General features: G+C 70.5%; 16 protein-coding genes. All 16 read right to left on the bottom strand.

Features of this window, described 5'->3' with window-relative positions; all coding sequences use genetic code 11:
- Positions 1–17 precede the first annotated feature (17 nt).
- The 16 genes from AC1ROC_RS10795 to AC1ROC_RS10720 all read right to left on the bottom strand — a co-directional run bounded on the left by AC1ROC_RS10795 (position 18) and on the right by AC1ROC_RS10720 (position 21752).
- Positions 18–1874: a DUF4012 domain-containing protein gene (locus tag AC1ROC_RS10795; RefSeq protein ID WP_493000092.1), complete on the bottom strand. Its 1857-nt coding sequence runs from the start codon at positions 1872–1874 to the stop codon at positions 18–20.
- A 76-nt stretch (positions 1875–1950) separates the two neighbouring features.
- Entirely contained in the window at positions 1951–3258 is a 1308-nt protein-coding gene (locus AC1ROC_RS10790) for a UDP-glucose dehydrogenase family protein (protein WP_493000090.1), read from the bottom strand.
- A gap of 39 nt (positions 3259–3297) precedes the next feature.
- Positions 3298–3969 carry a thymidine kinase gene (locus AC1ROC_RS10785; protein ID WP_085369245.1) on the bottom strand — a complete coding sequence of 224 codons (672 nt, stop codon included), beginning with the start codon at positions 3967–3969 and terminating at the stop codon, positions 3298–3300.
- A 30-nt stretch (positions 3970–3999) separates the two neighbouring features.
- Complete coding sequence (locus tag AC1ROC_RS10780) at positions 4000–4674, bottom strand: response regulator transcription factor (RefSeq protein WP_085369246.1); 675 nt, start codon at positions 4672–4674, stop codon at positions 4000–4002.
- Positions 4671–5885 carry a hypothetical protein gene (locus AC1ROC_RS10775; RefSeq protein ID WP_493000087.1) on the bottom strand — a complete coding sequence of 405 codons (1215 nt, stop codon included), beginning with the start codon at positions 5883–5885 and terminating at the stop codon, positions 4671–4673. Before AC1ROC_RS10775 ends, AC1ROC_RS10780 begins: the two co-directional genes overlap by 4 nt.
- Positions 5882–7240, bottom strand: a complete 1359-nt coding sequence (locus AC1ROC_RS10770; protein ID WP_493000085.1) for a sensor histidine kinase — start codon at positions 7238–7240, stop codon at positions 5882–5884. The genes AC1ROC_RS10775 and AC1ROC_RS10770 overlap by 4 nt, the downstream gene beginning before the upstream one ends.
- Before the next feature lie 109 nt (positions 7241–7349).
- Positions 7350–8486: an Rv2578c family radical SAM protein gene (locus tag AC1ROC_RS10765; RefSeq protein ID WP_493000083.1), complete on the bottom strand. Its 1137-nt coding sequence runs from the start codon at positions 8484–8486 to the stop codon at positions 7350–7352.
- A 41-nt stretch (positions 8487–8527) separates the two neighbouring features.
- A complete protein-coding gene (locus tag AC1ROC_RS10760; RefSeq protein ID WP_493000081.1) occupies positions 8528–10192 on the bottom strand; it encodes an ABC-F family ATP-binding cassette domain-containing protein in 1665 nt (554 codons plus the stop codon).
- 238 nt (positions 10193–10430) lie between these two features.
- On the bottom strand, positions 10431–11906 hold the full coding sequence (locus tag AC1ROC_RS10755) for a malate:quinone oxidoreductase (protein WP_493000079.1): 1476 nt from the start codon (positions 11904–11906) through the stop codon (positions 10431–10433).
- Positions 11907–11977: 71 nt separating this feature from the next.
- Positions 11978–13048 (bottom strand): aspartate-semialdehyde dehydrogenase, encoded by a 1071-nt coding sequence (locus AC1ROC_RS10750; protein ID WP_493000077.1) that lies wholly within the window; start codon positions 13046–13048, stop codon positions 11978–11980.
- A gap of 97 nt (positions 13049–13145) precedes the next feature.
- The gene (locus AC1ROC_RS10745; RefSeq protein ID WP_085371411.1) at positions 13146–14432 is read right to left on the bottom strand and encodes an aspartate kinase; all 1287 of its coding nucleotides are present in this window, start codon (positions 14430–14432) and stop codon (positions 13146–13148) included.
- 109 nt (positions 14433–14541) lie between these two features.
- Entirely contained in the window at positions 14542–15138 is a 597-nt protein-coding gene (gene recR / locus AC1ROC_RS10740) for a recombination mediator RecR (RefSeq protein WP_085371410.1), read from the bottom strand.
- A gap of 3 nt (positions 15139–15141) precedes the next feature.
- Positions 15142–17742 (bottom strand): DNA polymerase III subunit gamma and tau, encoded by a 2601-nt coding sequence (locus tag AC1ROC_RS10735; RefSeq protein ID WP_493000074.1) that lies wholly within the window; start codon positions 17740–17742, stop codon positions 15142–15144.
- 70 nt (positions 17743–17812) lie between these two features.
- Positions 17813–19105: an acyl-CoA thioesterase/BAAT N-terminal domain-containing protein gene (locus AC1ROC_RS10730; RefSeq protein ID WP_493000072.1), complete on the bottom strand. Its 1293-nt coding sequence runs from the start codon at positions 19103–19105 to the stop codon at positions 17813–17815.
- Positions 19105–20400 carry an acyl-CoA thioesterase/bile acid-CoA:amino acid N-acyltransferase family protein gene (locus AC1ROC_RS10725; protein WP_493000070.1) on the bottom strand — a complete coding sequence of 432 codons (1296 nt, stop codon included), beginning with the start codon at positions 20398–20400 and terminating at the stop codon, positions 19105–19107. Before AC1ROC_RS10725 ends, AC1ROC_RS10730 begins: the two co-directional genes overlap by 1 nt.
- Positions 20397–21752, bottom strand: coding sequence for an acyl-CoA thioesterase/BAAT N-terminal domain-containing protein (locus AC1ROC_RS10720; RefSeq protein ID WP_493000068.1), 1356 nt, complete (start codon positions 21750–21752; stop codon positions 20397–20399). Before AC1ROC_RS10720 ends, AC1ROC_RS10725 begins: the two co-directional genes overlap by 4 nt.
- Positions 21753–21771 lie beyond the last annotated feature (19 nt).

The raw sequence follows: 21771 nt of genomic DNA, 5'->3' as shown, positions 1-21771 counted from the left end.
TCAAACTTGACGTTTCCTCACTTTACCGTCGTGCCGCAGTCCAGGGCAACGACCGACACCTTTCCGGATGCCCCCACATCGGGGGACGTCCGCGGCAGCGTCGGTGTGACTTCCACATCCATTCCGGGCTCCGTCTGCTTCACGTTCAGCAGGTCGACACTGACCGTCTTCGACTCCCCGGGAGCCAGCTCGACCGTGAAGACGCTCACCGGCCGCTTCTCGTCCGTGCCGGAGATGGTCGCGTACGGAGCCCCGTCGCTGGTGGTCGAGACGAGCAGGCCGTCCGTCGCTCCGTACACGGCGACGCGTGTGCGGATGTTGCCGGGCGGCACCCCGTATGTCCCTGCGCCGGTGACATAGTCGGGCAGCGTCGTGCCCGCGTCCGCGGGGGCCTTGTTGGTGAGCGTGACGGTGATCCTGCTCGTCGGCTTGCCGTCCACCCGGCAGATCGCCGTGCCCGCCTCGACCTTGGCGGTGAGGTAGTAGTCCATCTTGGCGCCGGTGGCGTCGTTGAAATACACGCCGAGACCGGCGGTCGACGCGTCGGATGCGGGAAGCGCGCCGGACAGCGTCGTCGGTGCCAGCACCTTCTGCTCCTCCGGATGCGCGCTCCACACCAGCAGACGCCGCTGCGCTCCGGCGTTCGCGAGCGCCTTCACCAGCTCGCCGCCGTCCGCCTTGCCGGAGGCGACGCTGTCGAAGACGGCGGTCGCGGCCGAGGCGAAGTACGCATCCTGCTGCTCGGGCAGCGCGAACTTCTTGTAGCTCTCGCTCAGCAGCAGCGGGATGGCGTCCGCCGCGGTGAGCATGTCGCCCGTCGGCAGCGCGACCGGTCCCGTCGCCTTGAGCAGCCCGGTGAGCACGACGGGGTCGATCGTGAGCACGCCGTCCACCGCCCCTCCGTGGGTCTCCTTCCACATCGTGGCCGCCGTGGTGGCCGCGAGCGGGAAGTGCGGCGTGAGGTTCACATCCTGAATGAACCGGGCGAGCAGCGGGCCGTACAGCCCCTGGGTGGACGCCGGGATCGCGGACACCGGAGCCGGCCACGGGCCGATGCTCGTTCCGGAGGACTGCGCTTCGAGCGAGATCGCGCCGTTGTCGGCCTTGATGAGGGCGAGCGCGCCAACGAGACCGCCGGTCGCGCGCAGCTCCGCCGGGTTCTGCACGAGCACGAGGTAGGTGCGCGGCCCGTCCGCCCCGAGCATCGGGGGCAGCAGACGGGCACTGTTGCCCACCGCATCCACGACGGTCGCCGCCTTGCCGAGCTGGGTGCGCAGCCGGTCGACTGCGCTGGTCACCTGCGGGATGGTCCCCTCGGTGTCGATGCCGTCCACCTCGGTCTTGGCGTGATGGAAGGCGAGCTGCGCCTTCACCACCACCGGCCTGGCTGCGGCGATCGGCGCGAGGTCGATCTTCTTGTCCACCGGCTTGATCGCGCGGGGGTCGACCTGGTTCGCGATCCCGACCAGCGGGTCGATCACCTCGGAGGCGAGCTGGTCTGTGGAGGCGGCGGAGACGCGCACAGCCGTGAGGTTCGAGCCGAGCAGTGGCACCAGCTCCGCGACGCGCCAGACGGGGTCGCCGGTCAGGGAGGCCGCCTCCGCCGCGTGCGTGCGCAGGGTCTTCGCCGCGGTCTTGGCCGTGGCGATGTCGCCGGCGACCACAGCGGTCTGCACCTGCTTGGCCGCGGGAAGCGCCGACTCCAACTCGTTCTTCGCCAGCAGCCCCCGGATGCTCACCCATGCGCCGACGAGCAGCAGCACGAACACGACGGCGGCCACGATCCAGAGGATCGTCCTGCGCCTCGCGGGGTTCTTCTGCGGGCGCGGCGGAGCCCCGGCCGGGGTGTACGGGGTGCTGCCAGACGTCGCCATACGACTAATCTAACAATTCCTCACTTTTTGCGGAGGGTTTCTTCCCACCCAGAACCGGGGGTATTTCCGGATGCGGTCAGCGACCGAGTCCGCGGTACGTCCATCCGGCGTCCCGCCAGGCTGCGGGGTCGAGGCAGTTCCTGCCGTCGATGATGCTGCGACGCGCGACCAGCTCGCCGATCGCAGCGGGGTCGAGGCCGGTGAACTGCGGCCACTCGGTGAGCAGCACCACCACGTCGGCGTCGCGCGCCGCCTCCTCGGCGGACGCGGCGTACATCAGCTGCGGGGCCTTGCCCGCCGCGCTCTCCAGCGCCTCAGGATCGGTGGCCGTCACGACGGCCCCCGCCTCCGCGAGCCGCATCGCCACGTCGAGCGCCGGGGAGTCCCGGATGTCGTCCGAGTGCGGCTTGAAGGCGAGCCCGAGCATCGCGACGCGGGCTCCCTCGAGGTCACCCACCTCCTCGCGCACCAGCTCGACCACGCGCTCGCGGCGTCGCAGGTTGATCTTGTCCACCTCGGTGAGGAAGGCCAGCGCCTCCCCCTTGCCGAGCTCCCGCGCCCGGGCGCTGAACGCCCGGATGTCCTTGGGCAGGCAGCCGCCGCCGAAGCCGACGCCGGCGTTCAGGAAGCGACGGCCGATCCGCGCGTCGTGGCCGATCGCGTCGGCCAGCTGGGTCACGTCCGCTCCTGTGGCCTCCGCGATCTCCGCCATCGCGTTGATGAAGCTGATCTTGGTGGCCAGGAACGCGTTCGCCGAAACCTTCACGAGCTCGGCCGTGGCGTAGTCGGTGACGATCACCGGCGTGCCGGTGGCCACCGCCGAGGCGTAGACCTCGTCCAGGATGCGCGCTGCGCGCTCCCCCGCCTCGCCGGCCGGGACGCCGTAGACGAGCCGGTCGGGGGCGATCGTGTCCTTCACGGCGAAGCCTTCTCGCAGGAACTCCGGGTTCCACGCGAGCGTCGCGCCCGGCATGGTCGACTCGACCTGCTCGGCCAGCCGCGCCGCCGTCCCGACGGGCACGGTGCTCTTGCCGACGAGGACATCCCCGGGCTTCGCGTGCTTCAGCAGGGTGCTGAACGCCGCATCCACGTAGCGCATGTCCGCGGCGTCTCCGTCGGCCACCTGCGGGGTGCCGACCGCGACGAAGTGCACGTCGGCGTCCGCCGCAGCGGCGAAGTCGGTGGTGAACCGCAGACGACCGGATGCGATCGAGGAGGCGAGCACGTCGGGCAGGCCGGGCTCGAAGAACGGCGCCTGGCCGGAGGACAGCAGGGCGATCTTGCGTTCGTCGACGTCGATGCCGACGACCTCGTGGCCGAGGTGTGCCATGGAGGCGGCGTGCACCGCACCGAGATAGCCGCAGCCGATCACGGAGATTCTCATGCTGAAGTCGTTTCTTCCGGGGAGCGGGTGCTCGGACGATCAGGTGAAGTCGGGGTCGGGCTCGTCAGTGTACGCGGCGGCGTCGAGTGGCCAGTGCCTGCGGCCGTTGTTGAGCACGCCCTGGCTCTCCTGCAGGTAGCAGGCTCCGCAGAGCGACTCGTAGCTGACGGATGCGCCGTCGATCGCGACCTGGTCGCCGTCGAAGACGAAGATCCCGTCGATCTTGCGCGCGTTGAAGATGGCTTTCCTGCCGCAGCGGCAGATCGTCTTGAGCTCTTCGAGGGTGTGCGCGATCTCGAGGAGGCGCCTGCTGCCGGGGAAGGCGACGGTCTGGAAGTCGGTGCGGATGCCGTACGCCAGCACCGGGATGTTCTCGAGCAGCGCGATCCGGAGCAGGTCGTCGATCTGCGCCTCCGTCAGGAACTGCGCCTCGTCGACGAGGAGGGCGCTCACATCGCGGTCGAACCGCTTGATCGTGCGCTCCCTGTGCTGCTGGAACTTGCCGTACGCGTCGGACTCCGGCGCCAGCAGGTAGTCGACGTCGCGGGTCACCCCGAGTCGCGACAGGATGCCCATGTCGCCCTTGGTGTCGATCGACGGCTTCGTGAGCAGCACGCGATGACCGCGCTCCTCGTAGTTGTAGGCCGCTTGGAGCATCGCCGTGCTCTTACCGCTGTTCATCGCGCCGTAGCGGAAATACAGTTTTGCCACGCACCGATCCTAGGGGGTGCCGCCCGAACGTCAGGTCAGGTAGCCGTCCTCGGCGGCGCGCCGGATCAGATCGGCGCGGGAACTGGTGGGCCTCCCCGCCTTGCCGTACTTCTCCCTCACCCTGCGCAGGTAGGTCTTCGCGGTCTCGTATTGCACGTTCATCGCCTTGGCGACCTCGGAGGTGGTCCTGCCGTCGGCATAGAGCGTGAGCGCCTGCCGCTCTCCGTCGCTGAGCCGCGGTCGCGCGGACTCCGGGATGCTCGGCTTCGGCCGCCACGCCGGTTCCTGCTGTGCGGTCTTCTGCGTATCGTCCGTGCCACGGCCCATCGCACTGAGGGCGGCCTCGAGCACCTCGGACATCGGCTGGGTCTTGCTCAGGTAGGCGACGGCGCCGGCGGCGAGCGCCGCATCCCGATCTTCGGCGGTGTCGACGGCGCTGAGCACGATCACCTTCGCCCCCGCCGCCCGGCAGGTGCGCACGCGTGCGCCGATGGAGATGGTCTCCCGCAGCTGCAGGTCCATGATGACCAGATCGGTGGGGAATTGGTCGCTGTGCACGAGTTCGAGCCAGCTGCTGGCCCGCAGCACCAGGTCGAGGTCGGGGGCGTTCTTCTCGATCCACGACGAGAGGCTGTCGAGCAGCAGTTCGTGGTCGTCGAGCAGCGCCAGGCGGATCGGCGGTGGCGGAGTGGATGCGCTGGTCACCTGTTCTCCCCTTCCGGGTCGGCGAAACGGATCGTGATGTTCTGGCCCCGGCTGCGCATGGACGCATCCATCGACACCGAGCGCAGGGAGCTGAGCAGTGCGGCGATGGCCCTCCGCTGGTCGCGCGGAATCTGCCCGGCCGCCGCGGTCAGCTCGAACGCCGGATGCTCCGGGTTGCTCGCGACGATGCGCACGGACGCCGGGTCGAGCCCTGGCAGCGCCGCGACGGTCGCGATGATGGCGCCGACGATCGCCCGCTGCTCGTCACTGAGCACCCTGTCGAGCCGTTCAGGGTCGTCGACCATCCGGAGGGTGCGCGTCGTGCGCTGGTCGAGTCCGCGCTGGGCGAGCGCGTGGGAGAGGCGTTCGGCGAGCCAGGTGCGGTCGACGGCGGTGACGGTCCCGTCGCGCAACCGGACGGCGAGCTCGCGTGCCTCCGCGGTGTCCGCCTGCGTGATCTCGCCACGCCGCAGCAGGTCGGCGAGGAACGGCACGGTCGACTCGTTCAGCGTGGACATCTGCTCCTGCCCCACCATGCGCCTGGCGGTTTCGCGCAGCTCGGTGTCGAGCTCGGCCTGCCCGCGCTTGGCGACCTGCCGCCAGGCCAGCGTCTCGCCCGTCATCGTCCAGGCGTACCCGCACCCTCCCAACGCGAGCGCGACGATCGGCGTCGCGGACACGGTGAAGTACACGACGGGACTCGTGACCAGCGCGAGCGAGGGCCCTTGCAGCGCCGAGGAGAGCCCGAGTGCGAACGCGGAGACGATGGCGACCCCCATCACCTCGGAGATCGGCCGGTACAACGGCATCGCGATCAGGAACAGGGCGACGGCGATCTGCCCCCAGTCGTCCTGGATGCGCAGGTTGCGTCCCCACGACGCCGCCGTGAACGCGAGGGCTGCGATCAGCGTCACCGCCATCACGGAGAGGTGCGCGCCGCGTCCGAACGGAGCGAGGGCCGGATGCGCGCGCACGGAGAACGCGATGCCGGCGAGGACGAGCAGCACGATGGCGGAGTACGCGAGCGCGGGGTCGCGCAGCTGGTGGGCGTGCTGGACGGTGGAGTAGACGGCGTACCCGACGGCCACCACGCAGAGCAGCGGGACGAGCATCCACGCCGATTGCACGCCGAGCGGGTCGAGCCGCTGCGGGGTGCGTTCGAACGACCCGGATCGCAGCCGCACGATGGTGGCGTCGTCGAGCGCGGTCATCCCGCCGCCTCCTCGTCGCCGGCCGGGACGACGATGAGCACGGTGGTGCCGACGTCCTCGCTCGAGTAGATGGTCACGGCGCCGCCGACGCGTCCGATCCTGTCGTGCACGGACTGCCGCAACCCGAGTCTGTCCGCCGCAGCAGCCGACGGCACGAATCCATGCCCCTCGTCCACCACCATGACGGAAACCGAGTCGCCCGACGACGACAGCGTCACCTCGGCGGTCGCGCTCCCGGAGTGCCGCACCACGTTGACGAGGCACTGCCGCACGGCCAGCCCGACGGCCCGCCTGCGCTCCTCCGACAGCCGGCCGATCACATCCCGGTCGCCGGAGATGCTCACCGCCAGCCCTTCGTCGCGGGCGGACTCGACCGCCCGGTGCAACTCGCTGCCGAGCCACACGTCCCCGGTCGTGCCGTCACCCCGTGGATGCGCGTGATGCGCCTCGAGGCCACCCCCGCCCGCGAGCGAGTCGCCTCCCTGGCTCGCGCTACCTGCGCCGCTCGTGTCGCTCGCGCCGTCGCCACGCTCCCCTGCCTCGGGACCGCCCTCCACGTCGCGAGCAGCCGCCCCCGCCGCTCCCGGCGCCCTCGGCACCCCCGGCACCGCGCCGCCGAGCGACGCGAGATCGGCTTCGATGCGCGCCCGGAGCCGCGGCGCCAGCGGTCCCGGCGTCGCGGCGGCCACGGCGAGCAGCTCGCTGAGAACCGTGTCGTGGAGGTCGGCCGCGTACTCGGCGATCACGTCGCGGCGCAGGTCGATGAGCCGCGCATCCCGGACGGAGCGGTGGATGGCGGACTGGGTGCGGCTGCGCGTGCCGCGGGTGATCCCGTCGAAGGCCAGTACCCCGACGAACAGCAGGTACGCGCCGAGCGAGATCGCGTCCGGCCGGAACACCCGCCCCGCGTTGGACGCGGCCAGCATCACGGCCACTTCGGCGAGCGCGAACCCCACGGTCGACCACAGGATCCCCGTCAGTGACCCCGTGCCCGCTCCGCCGACCAGCGTCATCGCGACCACCGGCAGTGCCACCACGAACAAGTTGGTGTCCGTGTAACTGGGCGTAGTCGTCAGGAGGATCAGCACGTAGACGTACGTGGAGAGCGCCCCGACCACCAGGTAGGCGACAGTCAGCGAGAGCGTCCTCCCCCGCGCCAGCAGTACCAGTAGTCCCACCATCGGCAGCAGCACCAGCAGGCCGACCCACGAGAACGCTCCGGCGGCCCCGAACCCGGCGACGGTCACGTTCACGAACGCGGACGCCAGGCACACCAGCCCCGCCCAGCGCGCAGCAGTGGCGAGCGCCCGCGAGTTGGCGACCCGCGCGAGATGACTCGGTAGCCCGAGCGACATCTCCACCCCCTCGTGTCCTGAGCCTCCGCCTGAGCCTCAGGGGGATTATGTCACCTCCGGCATCCCGTGTGTACCCCAATGTCCAAACGATGTACCCCGCACGCAACCCTCAGAACAGCGTCGGCTGCACCCCGAGCACCGTGAGTCCGTTGCTCTCCGCATCCACCTCCTCCGGGATCACCCTGATGCGGCGCGCTCCCGCTGCGGCGGACACCACCTGCCGCTCCCCCTCGCCGTCGCGCAGCATCCCGAGCGCAGTCGACCTCACCCCGCCTGTCAGGGGGTCCTCTTCTCCGCGCTGCAGCCCGTGCGCACTGATCAGCGGCTTGATCTTGGCCGCCAGCCATTTGCGATACTCCTTCGGAGCGTGCGCCCCTCCGCCATACATGCGGCGGTACTGCGGCAGCAGCTCGGGATACTCCCTCCCGAGCCACAGGTAGTACCACTCCTTCACGCCCGGCTTGAGATGGAGGGCCGTGTAGAGCACCGACGTCGCTCCCGCCTCCTTCGCCTGCCGGAGCGCTTCGTCGAGGTGCGCCCCGGTGTCGGTGAGGTAGGGCAGGATCGGCATGAGGAACACCGCGCAGTCGAGTCCGTGCTCCCGCACCGCCGTGACCGTCGCCAGCCGCGCCTTGGTGGTGGGCGTTCCGGGCTCGACCGACTGCTGCAGCTCGTCGTCGTAGACCGCGATCGACATCGCGAGGTCGACGGGCACCCGCCGGGCGGCGTCTGCCAGCTGGTCGAGGTCGCGCCGCAGCAGGGACCCCTTGGTGAGGATGCTGAACGGCGTGCCCGTGTCTGCCAGTGCGTCGATGATCCCCGGCATCAGCGCGTACCTGCCCTCCGCCCGCTGGTACGGGTCGGTGTTGGTGCCGAGTGCCACCGGGTGGTGCCCCCAGCTCGGTCGGCTCAACTCTTTGCGGAGCACATCGGCCACGTTGACCTTGACGATGATCTCCTGGTCGAAGTCTTTGCCGCCGTCGAGCTCGAGATAGGAGTGCGTCGGCCGGGCGAAGCAGTAGACGCACGCGTGCGAGCATCCACGGTATGGGTTGATGGTCCAGCCGAACGGCATCGGCCCTCCGCCACCGGGGATCTTGTTGAGCGCCGACTTCGCGAGCACCTCGTGAAACGTGATGCCCGCGAAGTCGGGGGTGCGCACCGACCGCACCAGGTTGTTGAGCCGCGCCAGCCCCGGCAGCGTCGACGGCTCTTCGGCCGTGAGTTCTTGCCCGCTCCATCTCATGGATTCATTCGAACATATGTTCGAAGGTTAAGCAAGCGCGGTCAGGCCACGATGCGGCCTCCGGCCATCTCGACTCGCTCGCCCGTCCACGCTCCGCGCAGCCAGCGGTCGTGGCTCGCCACCACCACCGCCCCCGGATACGCGCCGAGCGCCTCCTCCAGTTCCGTCGCGAGCGACAGGGAGAGGTGGTTGGTCGGTTCGTCGAGCAGGAAGACGTGCGGCGGTTTGGCGAGGATCAGCGCGAGCGCGAGCCTGCGCTGCTGGCCGATCGACAGAGTGCCGACCGGACGGTCGACGTCGCGCGGCGCGACCAGGCCCAGCCCCGTCAGCGGCACAGCCTCCGCGCGCCGTTCGCCCAGCCGCTCCTCGTAGATCCTCCGCGGGCTCGCGGCAGGGTCGGCGAAACGCACGTCCTGTTCGAGGAGGCCGACCCGCAGGCCCTTCCTCCTCGTCACCGCACCGGAGTCCACCGGCTGCCGTCCGGCCAGCGCCGACAGGAGCGTCGACTTGCCCGCCCCGTTGTGACCGGTGATCAGGATGCGCGACTGCGGCTCCACTCGGAACGACACGACATCGAGGCGGTCCGGGATGCGCGCATCCGACACCTGCACCAGCGTGCCAGCCTCCTCGTTCAGCGCCTGCGACCCGGTCGGGATGCCCGCGAAGCTGAGGATCGCCGGCGGCTTGCGCACCTGGTTCTCCGAGAGGTCGTCGAGCCGACCGGACGCGTTCTTGATGCGGCGGCTGATCTGCTTGTCCAGCGCACCGCCCTTGAACGACTTGGCGAACTTGTCGTTGTCGCGCACTTTGCCGGACCAGGCGATGCCGCGCGCCGTCACGTCGACAGCGAACTTCAGCGCCTTCAGCTCGTCCTGCTCGTCGGCGAACTGCCGCTCCCAGCGCTCACGCTCGTCCGCTTTCGCGGCCAGGTATGCGCTGTAGTTGCCGCCGAACACCGTCGTGTCGGAGCGCGAAGGGTCGAGGTCGAGCAGGCTGGTCGCGACCGCATCCAGGAAGGCGCGGTCGTGGCTCGCGAACACCACCGGACCACGCCAGGCGATCAGCTGGCGCTCCAGGAAGAGCGCAGCGTCGTCGTCGAGGTGGTTGGTGGGCTCGTCGAGGAGGAGCGCGTCCGGCCGCGAGAGCAGGAGCGCCGCCAGGGCGAACCTGCTGCGCTGGCCACCGGACACCTCGGACAGCCGTCTGTGCAACGGGATGGACCCGACACCGAGACCGTCGAGGAGTTCGTCGCGCCGCGCATCCACACTCCAGATGTCGGCACGCTCCGCCGCGTCGAGCGCCGCGGCATAGCGGGAAGCCGCGTCCGCATCCGGGTCGTCGCCGGCGAGCGCGGACGCCGAAGCCTCCAGCTCGCGCTCGATCGCCCGCACCTCCACCAGAGCGCTCTCCATGAGCGCGGTGAGGGTGTCCTCGGGCGTGAAGCGCACCTCCTGCCAGAGGATGCCGGTGCGCGCCGGACGCACGAGCGCGCCGCCGTCCGGGGCCTCGGCGCCGCCCAGGATGCGCAGCAGCGTCGACTTGCCGACCCCGTTCTCCCCGATCAGGCCGAGCCGGGAGCCCGGTGCGACGGTCAGCGAGACGTCGGTGAGCACGCGCCGATCGCCGTAGCTCTGCGAGATGCCGTCGGCCTTGAGGTGGTCGGCGACCGCCGCGACGGGAATGGTTGTTGGAAAATGCACTGGCATGGGAAACCGCCTTGTCGAGCGCTCCGAGGAGCCGTTTCCCGCCGGGTGTTCCCGTCGACAGCCGCGCCGGAGCGCTGAAAAGCGATGACCTGGTCATCTGGCTATGTCGACGGCGCCACGATGCACTGCATCGCGTGGGCGAAAGCCTCAGGCGCGGGACGATAAGGAGATTCCTACTTCATAGCGCCGACGACTCTACCAACGTCGTCGCCGAAATGTCCAGCGCTTTCCGAAAGGCTCAGCGCGAGATGTGCAGCACCTCTGCCGTTTCGGCGACCACGCGCTCCGCCTCGGCAGGCTTGTCGTTCAGCGTCGTCCCGATGGTGGGCACGAGCTCCGTGAGCGTGGGCAGCCAGGCGTCGTATCGGTCGGGGAAGCACCGCTTGAGCACGTCGAGCATGATCGGCACCGCAGTGGATGCGCCGGGCGACGCCCCGAGAAGACCGGCGATCGAGCCGTCCTCCGACGCGATGACCTCTGTGCCGAACTGCAGCACGCCGCCCTTCTTCGCGTCCTTCTTCATCACCTGCACGCGCTGGCCGGCGGTGATCAGCTCCCAATCCTCGCTCTTGGCGGTGGGCATGAACTCCTGCAGCGCCTTCATCTTCTTGGCCCGGTTGGCGAGCAGTTCGCCGACGAGGTACTTGATGAGGTCGAAGTTGTCCTTCGCCACGGCGAGCATCGGGATGAGGTTGCCAGCGCGGATCGAACCGGGGAGATCCCACCACGTGCCGGTCTTGAGGAACTTGGGGCTGAATCCGGCGTACGGCCCGAACAGGAGCGAAGCCTGTCCGTCGACCACGCGCGTGTCGAGGTGCGGCACCGACATGGGCGGTGCGCCGACGGCAGCCTTGCCGTAGACCTTCGCCTGGTGCTGGGCGACGATCTTCGGGTCGCTGGTGCGCAGGAACTGGCCGGAGATCGGGAAACCGCCGAAGCCGTTGATCTCGGGGATGCCGGACTTCTGCAGCAGGTGCAGGGCGCCGCCGCCCGCGCCGACGAACACGAACCGTGCCGTGACCTCGTGCGGGGTGTGGCCGACCTGGTGGCGCACCTTGAGCTTCCACAGCCCGTCCTTGGTGCGCTTGATGCTGCGCACCTTGTGATTGAGGGCGATGTCTGCCCCGCGGTCGGCGAGGTCGTTCACGAGCGCCTTGGTGAGCGCGCCGAAGTCGACGTCGGTGCCGGCGGGAACCCGGGTGGCGGCGACGCGCTGCTTGGGGTTGCGCTTCTTGGTGAGCAGAGGGGTCCACCCGGCGAGCACAGCCGGGTCTTCCGTGTACTCCATCCCGGCGAAGAGCGGCTGGTCTTTCAGCGCCTCGTAGCGCTTGCGCAGATAGGTGACGTTGTCGCGGCCGTGCACGAACGTCATGTGCGGGGTGGAGTTGATGAACGTCGACGGCTCGGGAAGATCGCCGGACTTCACCAGGCTCGCCCAGAACTGGCGGCTGAGCTGGAACTGCTCGTTGATCGCGATGGCCTTTGCCGGGTCGACGCTGCCGTCTGCGGCCTCCGGCATGTAGTTGAGCTCGCAGAGGGCCGCGTGGCCGGTGCCCGCGTTGTTCCACGGGTTGGAACTCTCCTGCGCCACCTCGCCCAGGTTCTCGTAGAGCCGGATGGTCCAGTCCGGCTGCACCCTCTGGATGAGGGCTCCGAGCGTGGCACTCATGATGCCACCGCCGATGAGGACGACGTCGATGGGAGATTTGCTCACCAGACAATCCTACGGTGCCCGGCGCCCGGCTTTGTCCGGGAGCCGCTCAGCGCACCGCCGACGAGGTCGTTTCAGGCGGTGACGGGGGTCGAGAGGCGCTCGGCGACGATCTCCGCGATCTGCACCGCGTTGAGCGCGGCACCCTTGCGGAGGTTGTCGTTGCTGATGAACAGCGCGAGCCCACGACCGGCGGGGGCGCCCTCGTCGCGCCGGATGCGTCCGACGAAGCTCGGGTCCTTGCCTGCTGCTTCGAGCGGGGTCGGCACGTCGGTCAGCACGACGCCGCGGGCGCTCGCCAGGAGCTCCTCCGCGCGCTCGGGGGTGATCGGCTTGGCGAACTCCGCGTTGATCGACAGCGAGTGACCGGTGAAGACAGGGACGCGCACGCACGTGCCGCTGACCAGCAGCTCCGGCAGGCCGAGGATCTTCCTGCTCTCGTTACGGAGCTTCTTCTCCTCGTCCGTCTCGTTCTCACCGTCGTCGACGATCGAGCCGGCGAGCGGGATCACATCGAACGCGATGGGACGCACGTACTTGACGGGCTCCGGCAGGGCGACGGACGAGCCGTCGTGCACGAGCTGCAGCAGGTTCTCGTCGGCGACGGCCGCGCGGACCTGCCCGGCCAGTTCCTCGGCGCCGGCGAGGCCGGAGCCGGAGACGGCCTGGTACGTGCTCACGATGAGGCGTTCCAGACCGGCCTCCTCGTGCAGGACCTTGAGGACCGGCATGGCGGCCATCGTGGTGCAGTTCGGGTTCGCGATGATGCCCTTGCGCGCATCCGCGATGGCTTCGGGGTTGACCTCGCTGACGACGAGGGGCACATCCGGGTCCATCCGCCAGCCGCTCGAGTTGTCGATGACGATGGCACCGGCCTCGGCGAACCGGGGCGCCTGCGCCTTCGAGCCGGTCGCACCGGCGGAGAAGAGGGCGATGTCGATGCCGGCGACGTCGGCCGTGGCCGCGTCCTCCACCACGATGTCCTCACCCTTGAACGGCAGGGTCGTGCCGGCCGAACGGGCGGAGGCGAAGAAGCGGATGCGCCCGACCGGGAAGTCGCGCTCTTCCAGCAGGCGGCGCATGACGCTGCCGACCTGGCCGGTCGCTCCGACGACGGCGACGGTGAGTTCTCTTGTCTCGCTCATGGTGTGGCCCCTTCGGGTCTCGTGTTGTGAGGTCGAACGACGGTCGTGCTGCGCGCATTCCCGCCGCGATGTGAATGGGGGCAGTGGTCGCGCCCGGTCAGCGCCCCGTGCCCGCGTAGACGATCGCCTTGTCGTCTCCGTCGAGGCCGAACGCCTTGTGCACGACGCGCGCAGCCTCGTTGACCGTGTCTGCGCGGGTGACGACCGAGATGCGGATCTCGCTGGTGGAGATCATCTCGATGTTGATGCCGGCGTCGAACAGGGCGGCGAAGAGCTGGGCGGAGACTCCGGTGTTGGTGCGCATCCCGGCGCCGACGAGGGCGAGCTTGCCGATCTGGTCGTCGTACTGCAGGGACTGGAAGCCCACATCCGGCTGCTCGGCGTTGAGGGCGGTCAGCACCCGCTGGCCCTCGGACTTGGGCAGGGTGAAGGAGATGTCGGTGAGGCCGGTGGCTGCGGCGGACACGTTCTGCACGATCATGTCGACGTTGGCCTCGGTCTTCGCGACGATCTTGAAGATCTGAGCGGCCTTGCCCGGCACATCGGGCACGCCGACGACGGTGATCTTTGCTTCGCTCAGATCGGTGGCGATTCCGGCGATGATCGGCTCTTCCACGGTTCCGTCCTTCTTCTTCGCGGCCTCGGCCGCTGCTTCGTTGAGCACGAGGGTTCCGTCGTTGTTGTTGAACGAGGAGCGGACGTGCAGGGTCACGTTGTGGCGACGCGCATATTCCACCGCGCGAATATAGAGCACCTTCGCGCCGGCCGCGGCCAGTTCGAGCATCTCTTCGCTGGTGATGCGGTCGATCTTGCGCGCGTTGGGCACGACGCGCGGGTCGGAGGTGAACACGCCGTCCACGTCGGTGTAGATCTCGCAGACCTCGGCGCCGAGTGCGGCGGCGAGGGCGACGGCGGTGGTGTCCGAGCCGCCGCGGCCGAGGGTGGTGATGTCTTTGGTGTCGCGGTTGAAGCCCTGGAAGCCGGCGACGATCGCGATGGCGCCGTCGTCGAGCGCGTCCCGGATGCGGCCGGGCGTCACGTCGACGATGCGCGCTGCGCCGTGCTGCGCGTCGGTGATCATGCCGGCCTGGCTGCCCGTGAACGAGCGCGCGTCGTATCCCATGCTGCGGATCGCCATCGCGAGGAGCGCCATCGAGATGCGCTCTCCCGCGGTGAGCAGCATGTCGAGCTCGCGCGGGGCCGGGATGGGGGTGACGTCGTGGGCGAGGTCGAGCAGCTCGTCCGTCGTGTCGCCCATCGCGGAGACGGCGACGACGACCTCGTTGCCGCCCTTGCGGGTCTCGACGATGCGTTTCGCGACGCGCTTGATGCTCTCTGCGTCTGCGACGGACGATCCGCCGAATTTCTGCACGATGAGGGCCACTGATACTCCTGGGGATAAGCCGGAACCCCCATCCTACCGGCGATCACATACGCCGAATCCCATATGACGCCGCCGGTCCGACGGCCCCGGCAGGGGTGGTCGGCAGGGCTCAGGAGATGAGGCGTCTGCCCTCGAACGCACGGCCGAGGGTGACCTCGTCCGCGTACTCGAGGTCGCCTCCGACGGGCAGGCCGGAGGCGAGCCTGGTCACGCGGATCTCCATCGTGGTGAGCAGGCGGCTGAGGTAGGTGGCCGTCGCCTCGCCCTCCAGGTTGGGGTCGGTGGCGATGATGACCTCCTGCACGGTGCCGTCGGCGAGGCGCTGCATCAGCTGCCGGATGCGCAGGTCGTCCGGGCCGACGCCGTCGATCGGGCTGATCGCCCCGCCGAGCACGTGGTAGAGGCCGCGGAACTCCCTGGTGCGCTCGATGGCGACGACGTCTTTCGCCTCCTCGACGACGCAGATCAGCTCCGGGCTGCGGCGGGGATCGCGGCAGATGGAACAGGTCTCCTGCTCGGAGACGTTGCCGCAGATCTCGCAGAAGCGCACCTTGTCACGCACTTCGAGCAGCACTTCCGCGAGCCTGGTCACGTCGAACGTCTCGGTCTGCAGGATGTGGAACGCGATGCGCTGCGCCGACTTCGGCCCGATGCCGGGAAGCCGCCCGAGTTCGTCGATCAGCTCCTGGACGATTCCTTCGTACACGCCTTACCTCGACCCGGCAGGCGGTGCTGCCTGCTCTTCGATGAAGGTGGCGCCGAGGATCTCGCGCACCACCGCCTCGCCGTACCGCTGCGGCTGCTGGAATGTGGGGGTGCGCGCGCCGGACGCCGGTGCGGTGCGCGCGGGGCGCTCCTCCACGCGGCCGGCGGATGCGGGCTGCTGGGTGGGGGTGGATGCGCCGGGCGCTGCTGGTGCGGACGCTGCTGTCGGTGCGGACGCTGCCGCTGGCGCTGCTCGCTCGATGGGCTCGTCGTCGGGTGCGCTGACCGCCCACTCGCCCTCGGGCTCGTCGGGGACGGGCGGCTCGAACGGCGGCTCGGTCTCCGGCGGGGGCACGTCGTCGTGCGGGTAGTCGTCGCGTTCGAGCGTCGCGACGGCGGATGCGGCGGGCGCGGAGGCTGCGCGGGCGGCGGGGGTGGGGGCCGAGGTGGTGGCCGAGGTGGTGTCTGCCGGGGCCGAGCTTCCGCCGGGGATGCTTACGACCGCCCACTCCGTCGTCACTGCGGCGGGCGTGGTGGCAGTGGAGGTGGCGGTGGACGTGGTGGCGGCTGCGGAGGTGGAGGTGGCCGCGGAGGTGGAGGCAGCCGGGGCGGTCGAGGTGGAGTTAGCAGCGGGGGCGGACGCCGCACCGCCCTGGCCAGACGCGGGCGCGGAGCCAGCGCCGGCGGACGACGCGGAGGCTGCCGGCGCGGAAGCGGGAGCGGAGGGCGCAGCGGCCGAGGGCGCTCCGCCGCCGGGCGCTGGGGTGCCGGGGGTCGGGCGGGTTCCGCCGGAGGGCCCGGGGCCGCCGCTCTGGGCGCCGTCGGCCCTGGCGATGAACTTCACCCGGATTCCGAGTATGTCGACGATGGCCTGGCGGAGGTACTCGCTCACGCCCTTCGTGTCCGTGCCCTGCTGCTGCTTGAAGCTCGCCACGTCGTTGTCGCTCGGGAACGACAGGGTGAGGACGTCATCGTTGAGGGAACGGACCTGGGCCGTGAACACGACCATCCACGCGCTGCGCTTCGCGCGCTGCACGGCGTCGAGGATCTGCGGCCACGCGTCTTTGACCTGCTGGGTCGTGACGGGACCGACCGGGGCAGCAGCGCGGGTTGCGGCGGGTGCAGTGGATGCAGTGGATGGAGCGACCTTTTCGGCGGCAGGCGCGGTGACCGAAGCGGCGGGCGCCGAGTCAGCGCCGGCACCGCCCGCAGCGACAGGCGCATCCACCGATGCAGGCTTCGCAGCCGCCGCAGCCGTCTCGCCCGTGGACGCAGAGGCCGCCGCAGCAGGCACGGGTGCAGCAGCAGGCGCAGGTGCCGGTGCGGCAGCAGCAGGCGCCGCCGCAACCGGAGCGGCAGCAGGCGCAACCCGCGGCACCGCCACAGGCTCGTACGCCGCCGGAGCCTCAGCGCCCCCAGCCGCACCACCCGTCGCGTCGCTCACGCCGACCCTGCGCTCCAGCCGCTCGACGCGGGCGAGCGCACCGCGCTCGCTCTCGTCGCTCGACGGGACGAGCACGCGGGCGATCATCAGTTCCAGGTGCAGGCGCGGCGAGGTCGCGCCGGTCATCTCGGTGAGGGCGGCGTTGACGATGTCGGCCGAGCGCGAGAGCTCTGCCGCGCCGAACTTCATCGCCTGGACCGCCATCCGGTCGAGTTCGTCCTGCGGGATGCCGCGCAGCACGGCGGCGGCGCCTTCCGCGCTGGTCGCGGAGACGACGATGAGGTCGCGGAGGCGTTCGAGGAGGTCTTCGACGAAGCGGCGCGGGTCTTGCCCGGTCTGCACGACGCGGTCGATGGCGCCGAACGCACCGGCGGCATCCCGTGCTGCGATGGCGTCGACCACCTCGTCGAGCAGGGCGGCGTGCGTGTAGCCGAGCAGGGCGACGGCGCGCTCGTACTCGACCGACTTCTCGTCGGAGCCCGCCATCAGCTGGTCGAGCAGGGAGAGGGTGTCGCGCGGCGAACCGCCGCCGGCGCGCACGACGAGCGGGAGCACGCCGGGTGCGACCTGCACGCCTTCGCTGTCGCACAGGCTCTGCACGTAGTCGAGCATCTGCGCGGGCGGCACGAGCCGGAACGGGTAGTGGTGGGTGCGCGACCGGATGGTGCCGATCACTTTCTCCGGCTCGGTGGTCGCGAAGATGAACTTCACGTGCTCCGGCGGCTCCTCGACGATCTTCAGCAGAGCGTTGAAGCCCTGCGGGGTGACCATGTGCGCCTCGTCGAGGATGAAGATCTTGTAGCGGTCGCGGGCGGGAGCGAAGATGGCGCGCTCCCGGATGTCGCGCGCGTCGTCGACGCCGTTGTGGCTCGCGGCGTCGATCTCGACCACGTCGAGCGAACCTCCGCCGTCGCGGCTCAGCTCGATGCAGCTCGAGCACTTGCCGCACGGGGTGTCCGTCGGACCCTCCGCGCAGTTGAGGCACCTGGCCAGGATGCGCGCCGACGTTGTCTTGCCGCAGCCGCGCGGACCGCTGAACAGGTATGCGTGATTGACCCGGTTGGTGCGCAGCGCCGTCATCAGCGGTTCGGTCACCTGCGACTGCCCGATCATCTCGGCGAAGGTGTCTGGCCGATAGCGGCGATACAGTGCGGTAACCACCCCATCATGGTACTTGCCGCCGCTGACATTCGGACCGGAGGATCGCAGCGGGATCAGGCCGGTGGTGCGATCACCTCCCCGGCACGCTCGACGGCTCGGAGAGCGCCTCCAGGATGCCGTTCCAGAGCCGCACCCTGGCGTTCTCCGTCGGCTGCGCGTACGGAGCGGCCGGCAGGTACAGCGGGGTGTACGGCGGCGCATAGAAGAGGTGCGTCGCATCCGGAGCGCGCACGTAGACGTCGCCGATCCTGTCGCCCCTGGCGGTGATCCCCGCGTTCATCCACGCGCATCCGTTGTCGAGCTGTTCGTCGCGGCCCGCGCAGCCGAGCACGATCGGGCCCGGGATGCGGGACAGCTTCAGCACGTTCGCGCTGCTGGTGTCCCGCGTGCCGGAGGCGCACGGCACCCAGCTCCCGCCGACCGTCACCGCCGGGTTGGGCACGGGAGAGTTGCAGATCAGGCCGGTCGTGCCTCCCGGGGCGATGGCGCCGTAGACCAGGCCCGGATACGCCACCGCCGTCCAGAGCGCGAGCTGCGCGCCCCGGGAGGTTCCGAACGTGAAGATCCGCTGCCGGTCGACGCCCGGCTGGGAGCGCAGCCAGGCGAGCGCGGACAGGAAGCGCTCCGCCGGGAACGTGTGCGACGGATCGAGCTGCCCGGCGGAGCCGAAGGTGGACAGTGCGAGCGCCGGGTAGCCGTTCGCCGCGAGCTGTGACGCCGCGAGGACGCCCGTCGGGGTGCCGTTGTCCGTCCCGTCGAAGACGATGATGGCCGGGCGCAGCGCGGAATCGCCCGCCGTCGGCTCGAAGTAGTCTCCCGAGATGCCGTCGTCGAAGACCGCGTGCGACACCGCCCCGGACGCGAGGCCGATCCGCTCCACCGAGGTCTGGGCGATCCTGCGCCCGCCGACCGCCGCCGCCAGCACCACCCTTTGCGTCGTTGCGCCCCAGGTCTCGCTCGACGATGCCGGCGCCCCGGATGCGCTGCGCAGCGACCAGAACAGCCCCATCCCGTCCGCCCCGGCGAAGGGCGCGTCGACCGGCGCCTGCCTGTCGAGGTCGACGGTGCCGCTCGCCGGCACGAGATAGTCGGCGTGCGACGACCAGAGCGCGCCGTCGCGGACCGTCGCCGTGATGGTCACGCGCTGGCCGGGAGGGAGGGCGGTCAGCCGGATGCCGATGGGTTGCCAGACTGGGCTTGGATTCCTGTTCAAGACGAACCGCGGACCTTCGCGTCCCGCACCCGTGTCGGGTTGGGCGCATCCGGTGAGCACGACGGCGACGGCGGCGAGCACGGCCACGACAGCGGCGACCCTCCGGCCGAAGCCGCCCGACTCGTCCCTCCGAAACACTCCCCCGCCCATCACCGCACCGCCCTCTCCAGCGTCGCCAGCGCATCCCGCCAGAGCGCGGCCCGCGCCTGCTCGGTCGCCTGCGCAAGCGCGGGAGACGACTCCGACAGCCCGACGGGCACGAGCGGCGGCGTGCTGATCGCGTGCCCTGCCCCGACGGCACGCAGCAGGACGTCGCCCGTCCGCTCGCCCCGCGCGTGCTCCGCCGCCGTGAGCCACTCGCACGCGTTCGACAGAACCTCGTCCGCCGTCCCGCAGGCGAGCACCACCGGGCCAGGGATGCGGTCCAGCCGCAGCGCCGGAGTGTCCGCGATCGTCCGCACCTGGCTTTCGCACGGCACAGGATCTCCCCCGCTGGTCAGCGGCGACGCTCCCCCGGAGGCCGTGCAGAGCAGAGAGGTCGGACCGCTCGCCGCGATGGCGCCGTAGACCGCGTACGGCTCGTTCGCCGCGAACCAGAGGGCGAGCGGGGCCGCCCGCCAGCTGCCCCACACGAAGATGCGGGACGGATCGACCTCCGGCTGCTCAGCCAGCCAGGCCCGCGCGGCGTCGAACGACTCGACGCTGAGCGCCGACGACCCGGGGATCTGCCCCGTCGGGCCGAACGACGGGAGGATGAAGGCGGGGAACCCGTTCGCCGCGAGCTGCCCGGCGACGAACCTCCCTGAGCCGCCTCCGTCGTCGCCGTCCACGACGATCACGGCGGGGCGGGGCTGCGTCGGGTCGGGGAGCGGCGTCACGAAGGTCCCGATCCTCCTGTCGAAGTCCGCGCCGGCTTCGTCCCGTTCGCTCGGGCTCAGGAGGTCTCGTGCGAACACGTCGCGCGGCGCCGTCGCGGTGTTGAAGCCGGTGCGGTGCAGGATCGTGGAGGCGACCTCCCTGCCGTCCTGGTCGGCCGCGAGCGTGATGTCGATGTCGTTCCCCGCCCAGGTCTGCTCCAGCTCGCTCTGGCTCACGGGAGGGCCGGTCATGCTCCAGAACAGGGCGGCGGGATCCGGTGCAGGGTACGGCGCGAGGATCGGCTTCGCCCGCCAGAGCGCGATCACGCCGTTCGGTGGAACGACGTAGACCGCCCGCGACGTCCAGGTGCCGGATCCGGTGTGCGCCGTCGCCGTGAGCACCGCATCCCCTCCCGGCCGCAGTCCGACCAGCGAGACGAGCACGGGGTCGGTGACTCCCGGATGCAGGAGGTCGACCACGAATCGTGGGCCGAGCGAGCGCGGCGCCCCACCGCATCCGGTCAGCACGGCGGCGACCAGCAGGGCGGTGACCAGCGCGGCGGCGCGCGACCATCGACGGCCTCTCACGAGCGACCCGCCCTCAGCAGCGCGTTCAGCACGGCGTTCCAGAACGCGATCCTGGCGCGCTCGGTCTGTTGCCCGCTCGGGCCGTCCGGGATGGCGATCGGCAGCCCGGGAGGCACCATCGTCGCGTGCGACGCTGCGCTCTCGCGGAGGACGACGTCGCCCGCCCGCGTGCCCCTGGTGGCCATCGCGGCGTCGAGCCAGGCACAGGACGACCGGAGCGTCTCGTCGCGCTCCGAGCAGCCGAGCACCAGCGGCCCGCGGACGAGCGAGAGAGCGGGCACCGCCTGCGCGTCGATGACGGACGGGTCCACGCGGCAGCCCGCCGGCCTGCCGTTCTCGAACACCGGGCCGACCGCGCTCGACGGCAGGCAGAGCAGCGCCGTCGCTCCCCCGGAGGCGAACACTCCGGCGAGCCGCCAGGAGAACCGCGCGGCCGTCCACAGCGCCAGCTGCTCCGACGGGCCGGTGCCGTAGACGAACACCTGCCGCCCGTCCACGTCCTGCCGTTGGTCGAGCCAGTCGAGCACGGCGCCGACCGTGTCGGCATCGAGGATCGAGGTCAGGCGCACGCCGTCGGCCGACTGTGTGACAGGGACCACGAACACCGATGCGCCGAACAGCGTCAGCAGCGGGCCGACGAAGTCCCCGGATGCGCCGGGAGCCTGGTCGTCGAACACCACGACGGCCGGGGTGCGCGGCCGCTCGATCGAGCGCGCGCTGTAGAACGTGCCCACCTGCACATCCTCGTGCGTCTGCTGCGGGATGCGCGGTGCCGTTCCACCCTCCCTGGCCGCCGTCGCCGCGAGCAGGTCCCTGGTGAAGACGCCACTGGTGCGGATGCCCGCCCCGATCCCCTGCAGGCGGAAGGTGCGGGCGGCGATCGGCCTGCTGCCGTCGAACGCGGTGACCGTGACGGGGGACGTCTCGCGCATCCACTGTTCGGCGAGCGCCTCCTCGCCCAGCTGCGGGCCGCGCAGCGACCAGAACAGTCCGGCGGAGTCCGGCTCGGCGAACCGGGAGAGCTGGGGCCGCGCCGCGGCGAGGTCGAGCGTGCCGGAGGCGGGGACCGTGTATGTCGCCGACGAGTTCCAGAGCCCACGCGGTGTGCTCATCCTCGCCTCCAGCCGCAGGCGGCTCCCCGGCTCGGCCCCGACGAGTTCGAGCGGAACCGGCCAGAGGACCGATGTGTACCGGATGAGCGGAGGCGTGACGAAGCGCGGCCCTCCCTGGACGACCGTCGACGTGCATCCGGTGAGCGCTGTCGCCGCGAGCAGCAGCGAGCACACGGCGGCGAACACAGCGGAGCGGCGGGCGGCGAGCCATCGCCGCCCCGTGCCGTTCCGCGCGCGCATGTCACCACCGCAGCCGGTC

The organism is Leifsonia sp. GW821-FHT13C05 (genome assembly GCF_058806515.1).
This window is presented reverse-complemented; position numbering and strand designations above follow the sequence as displayed.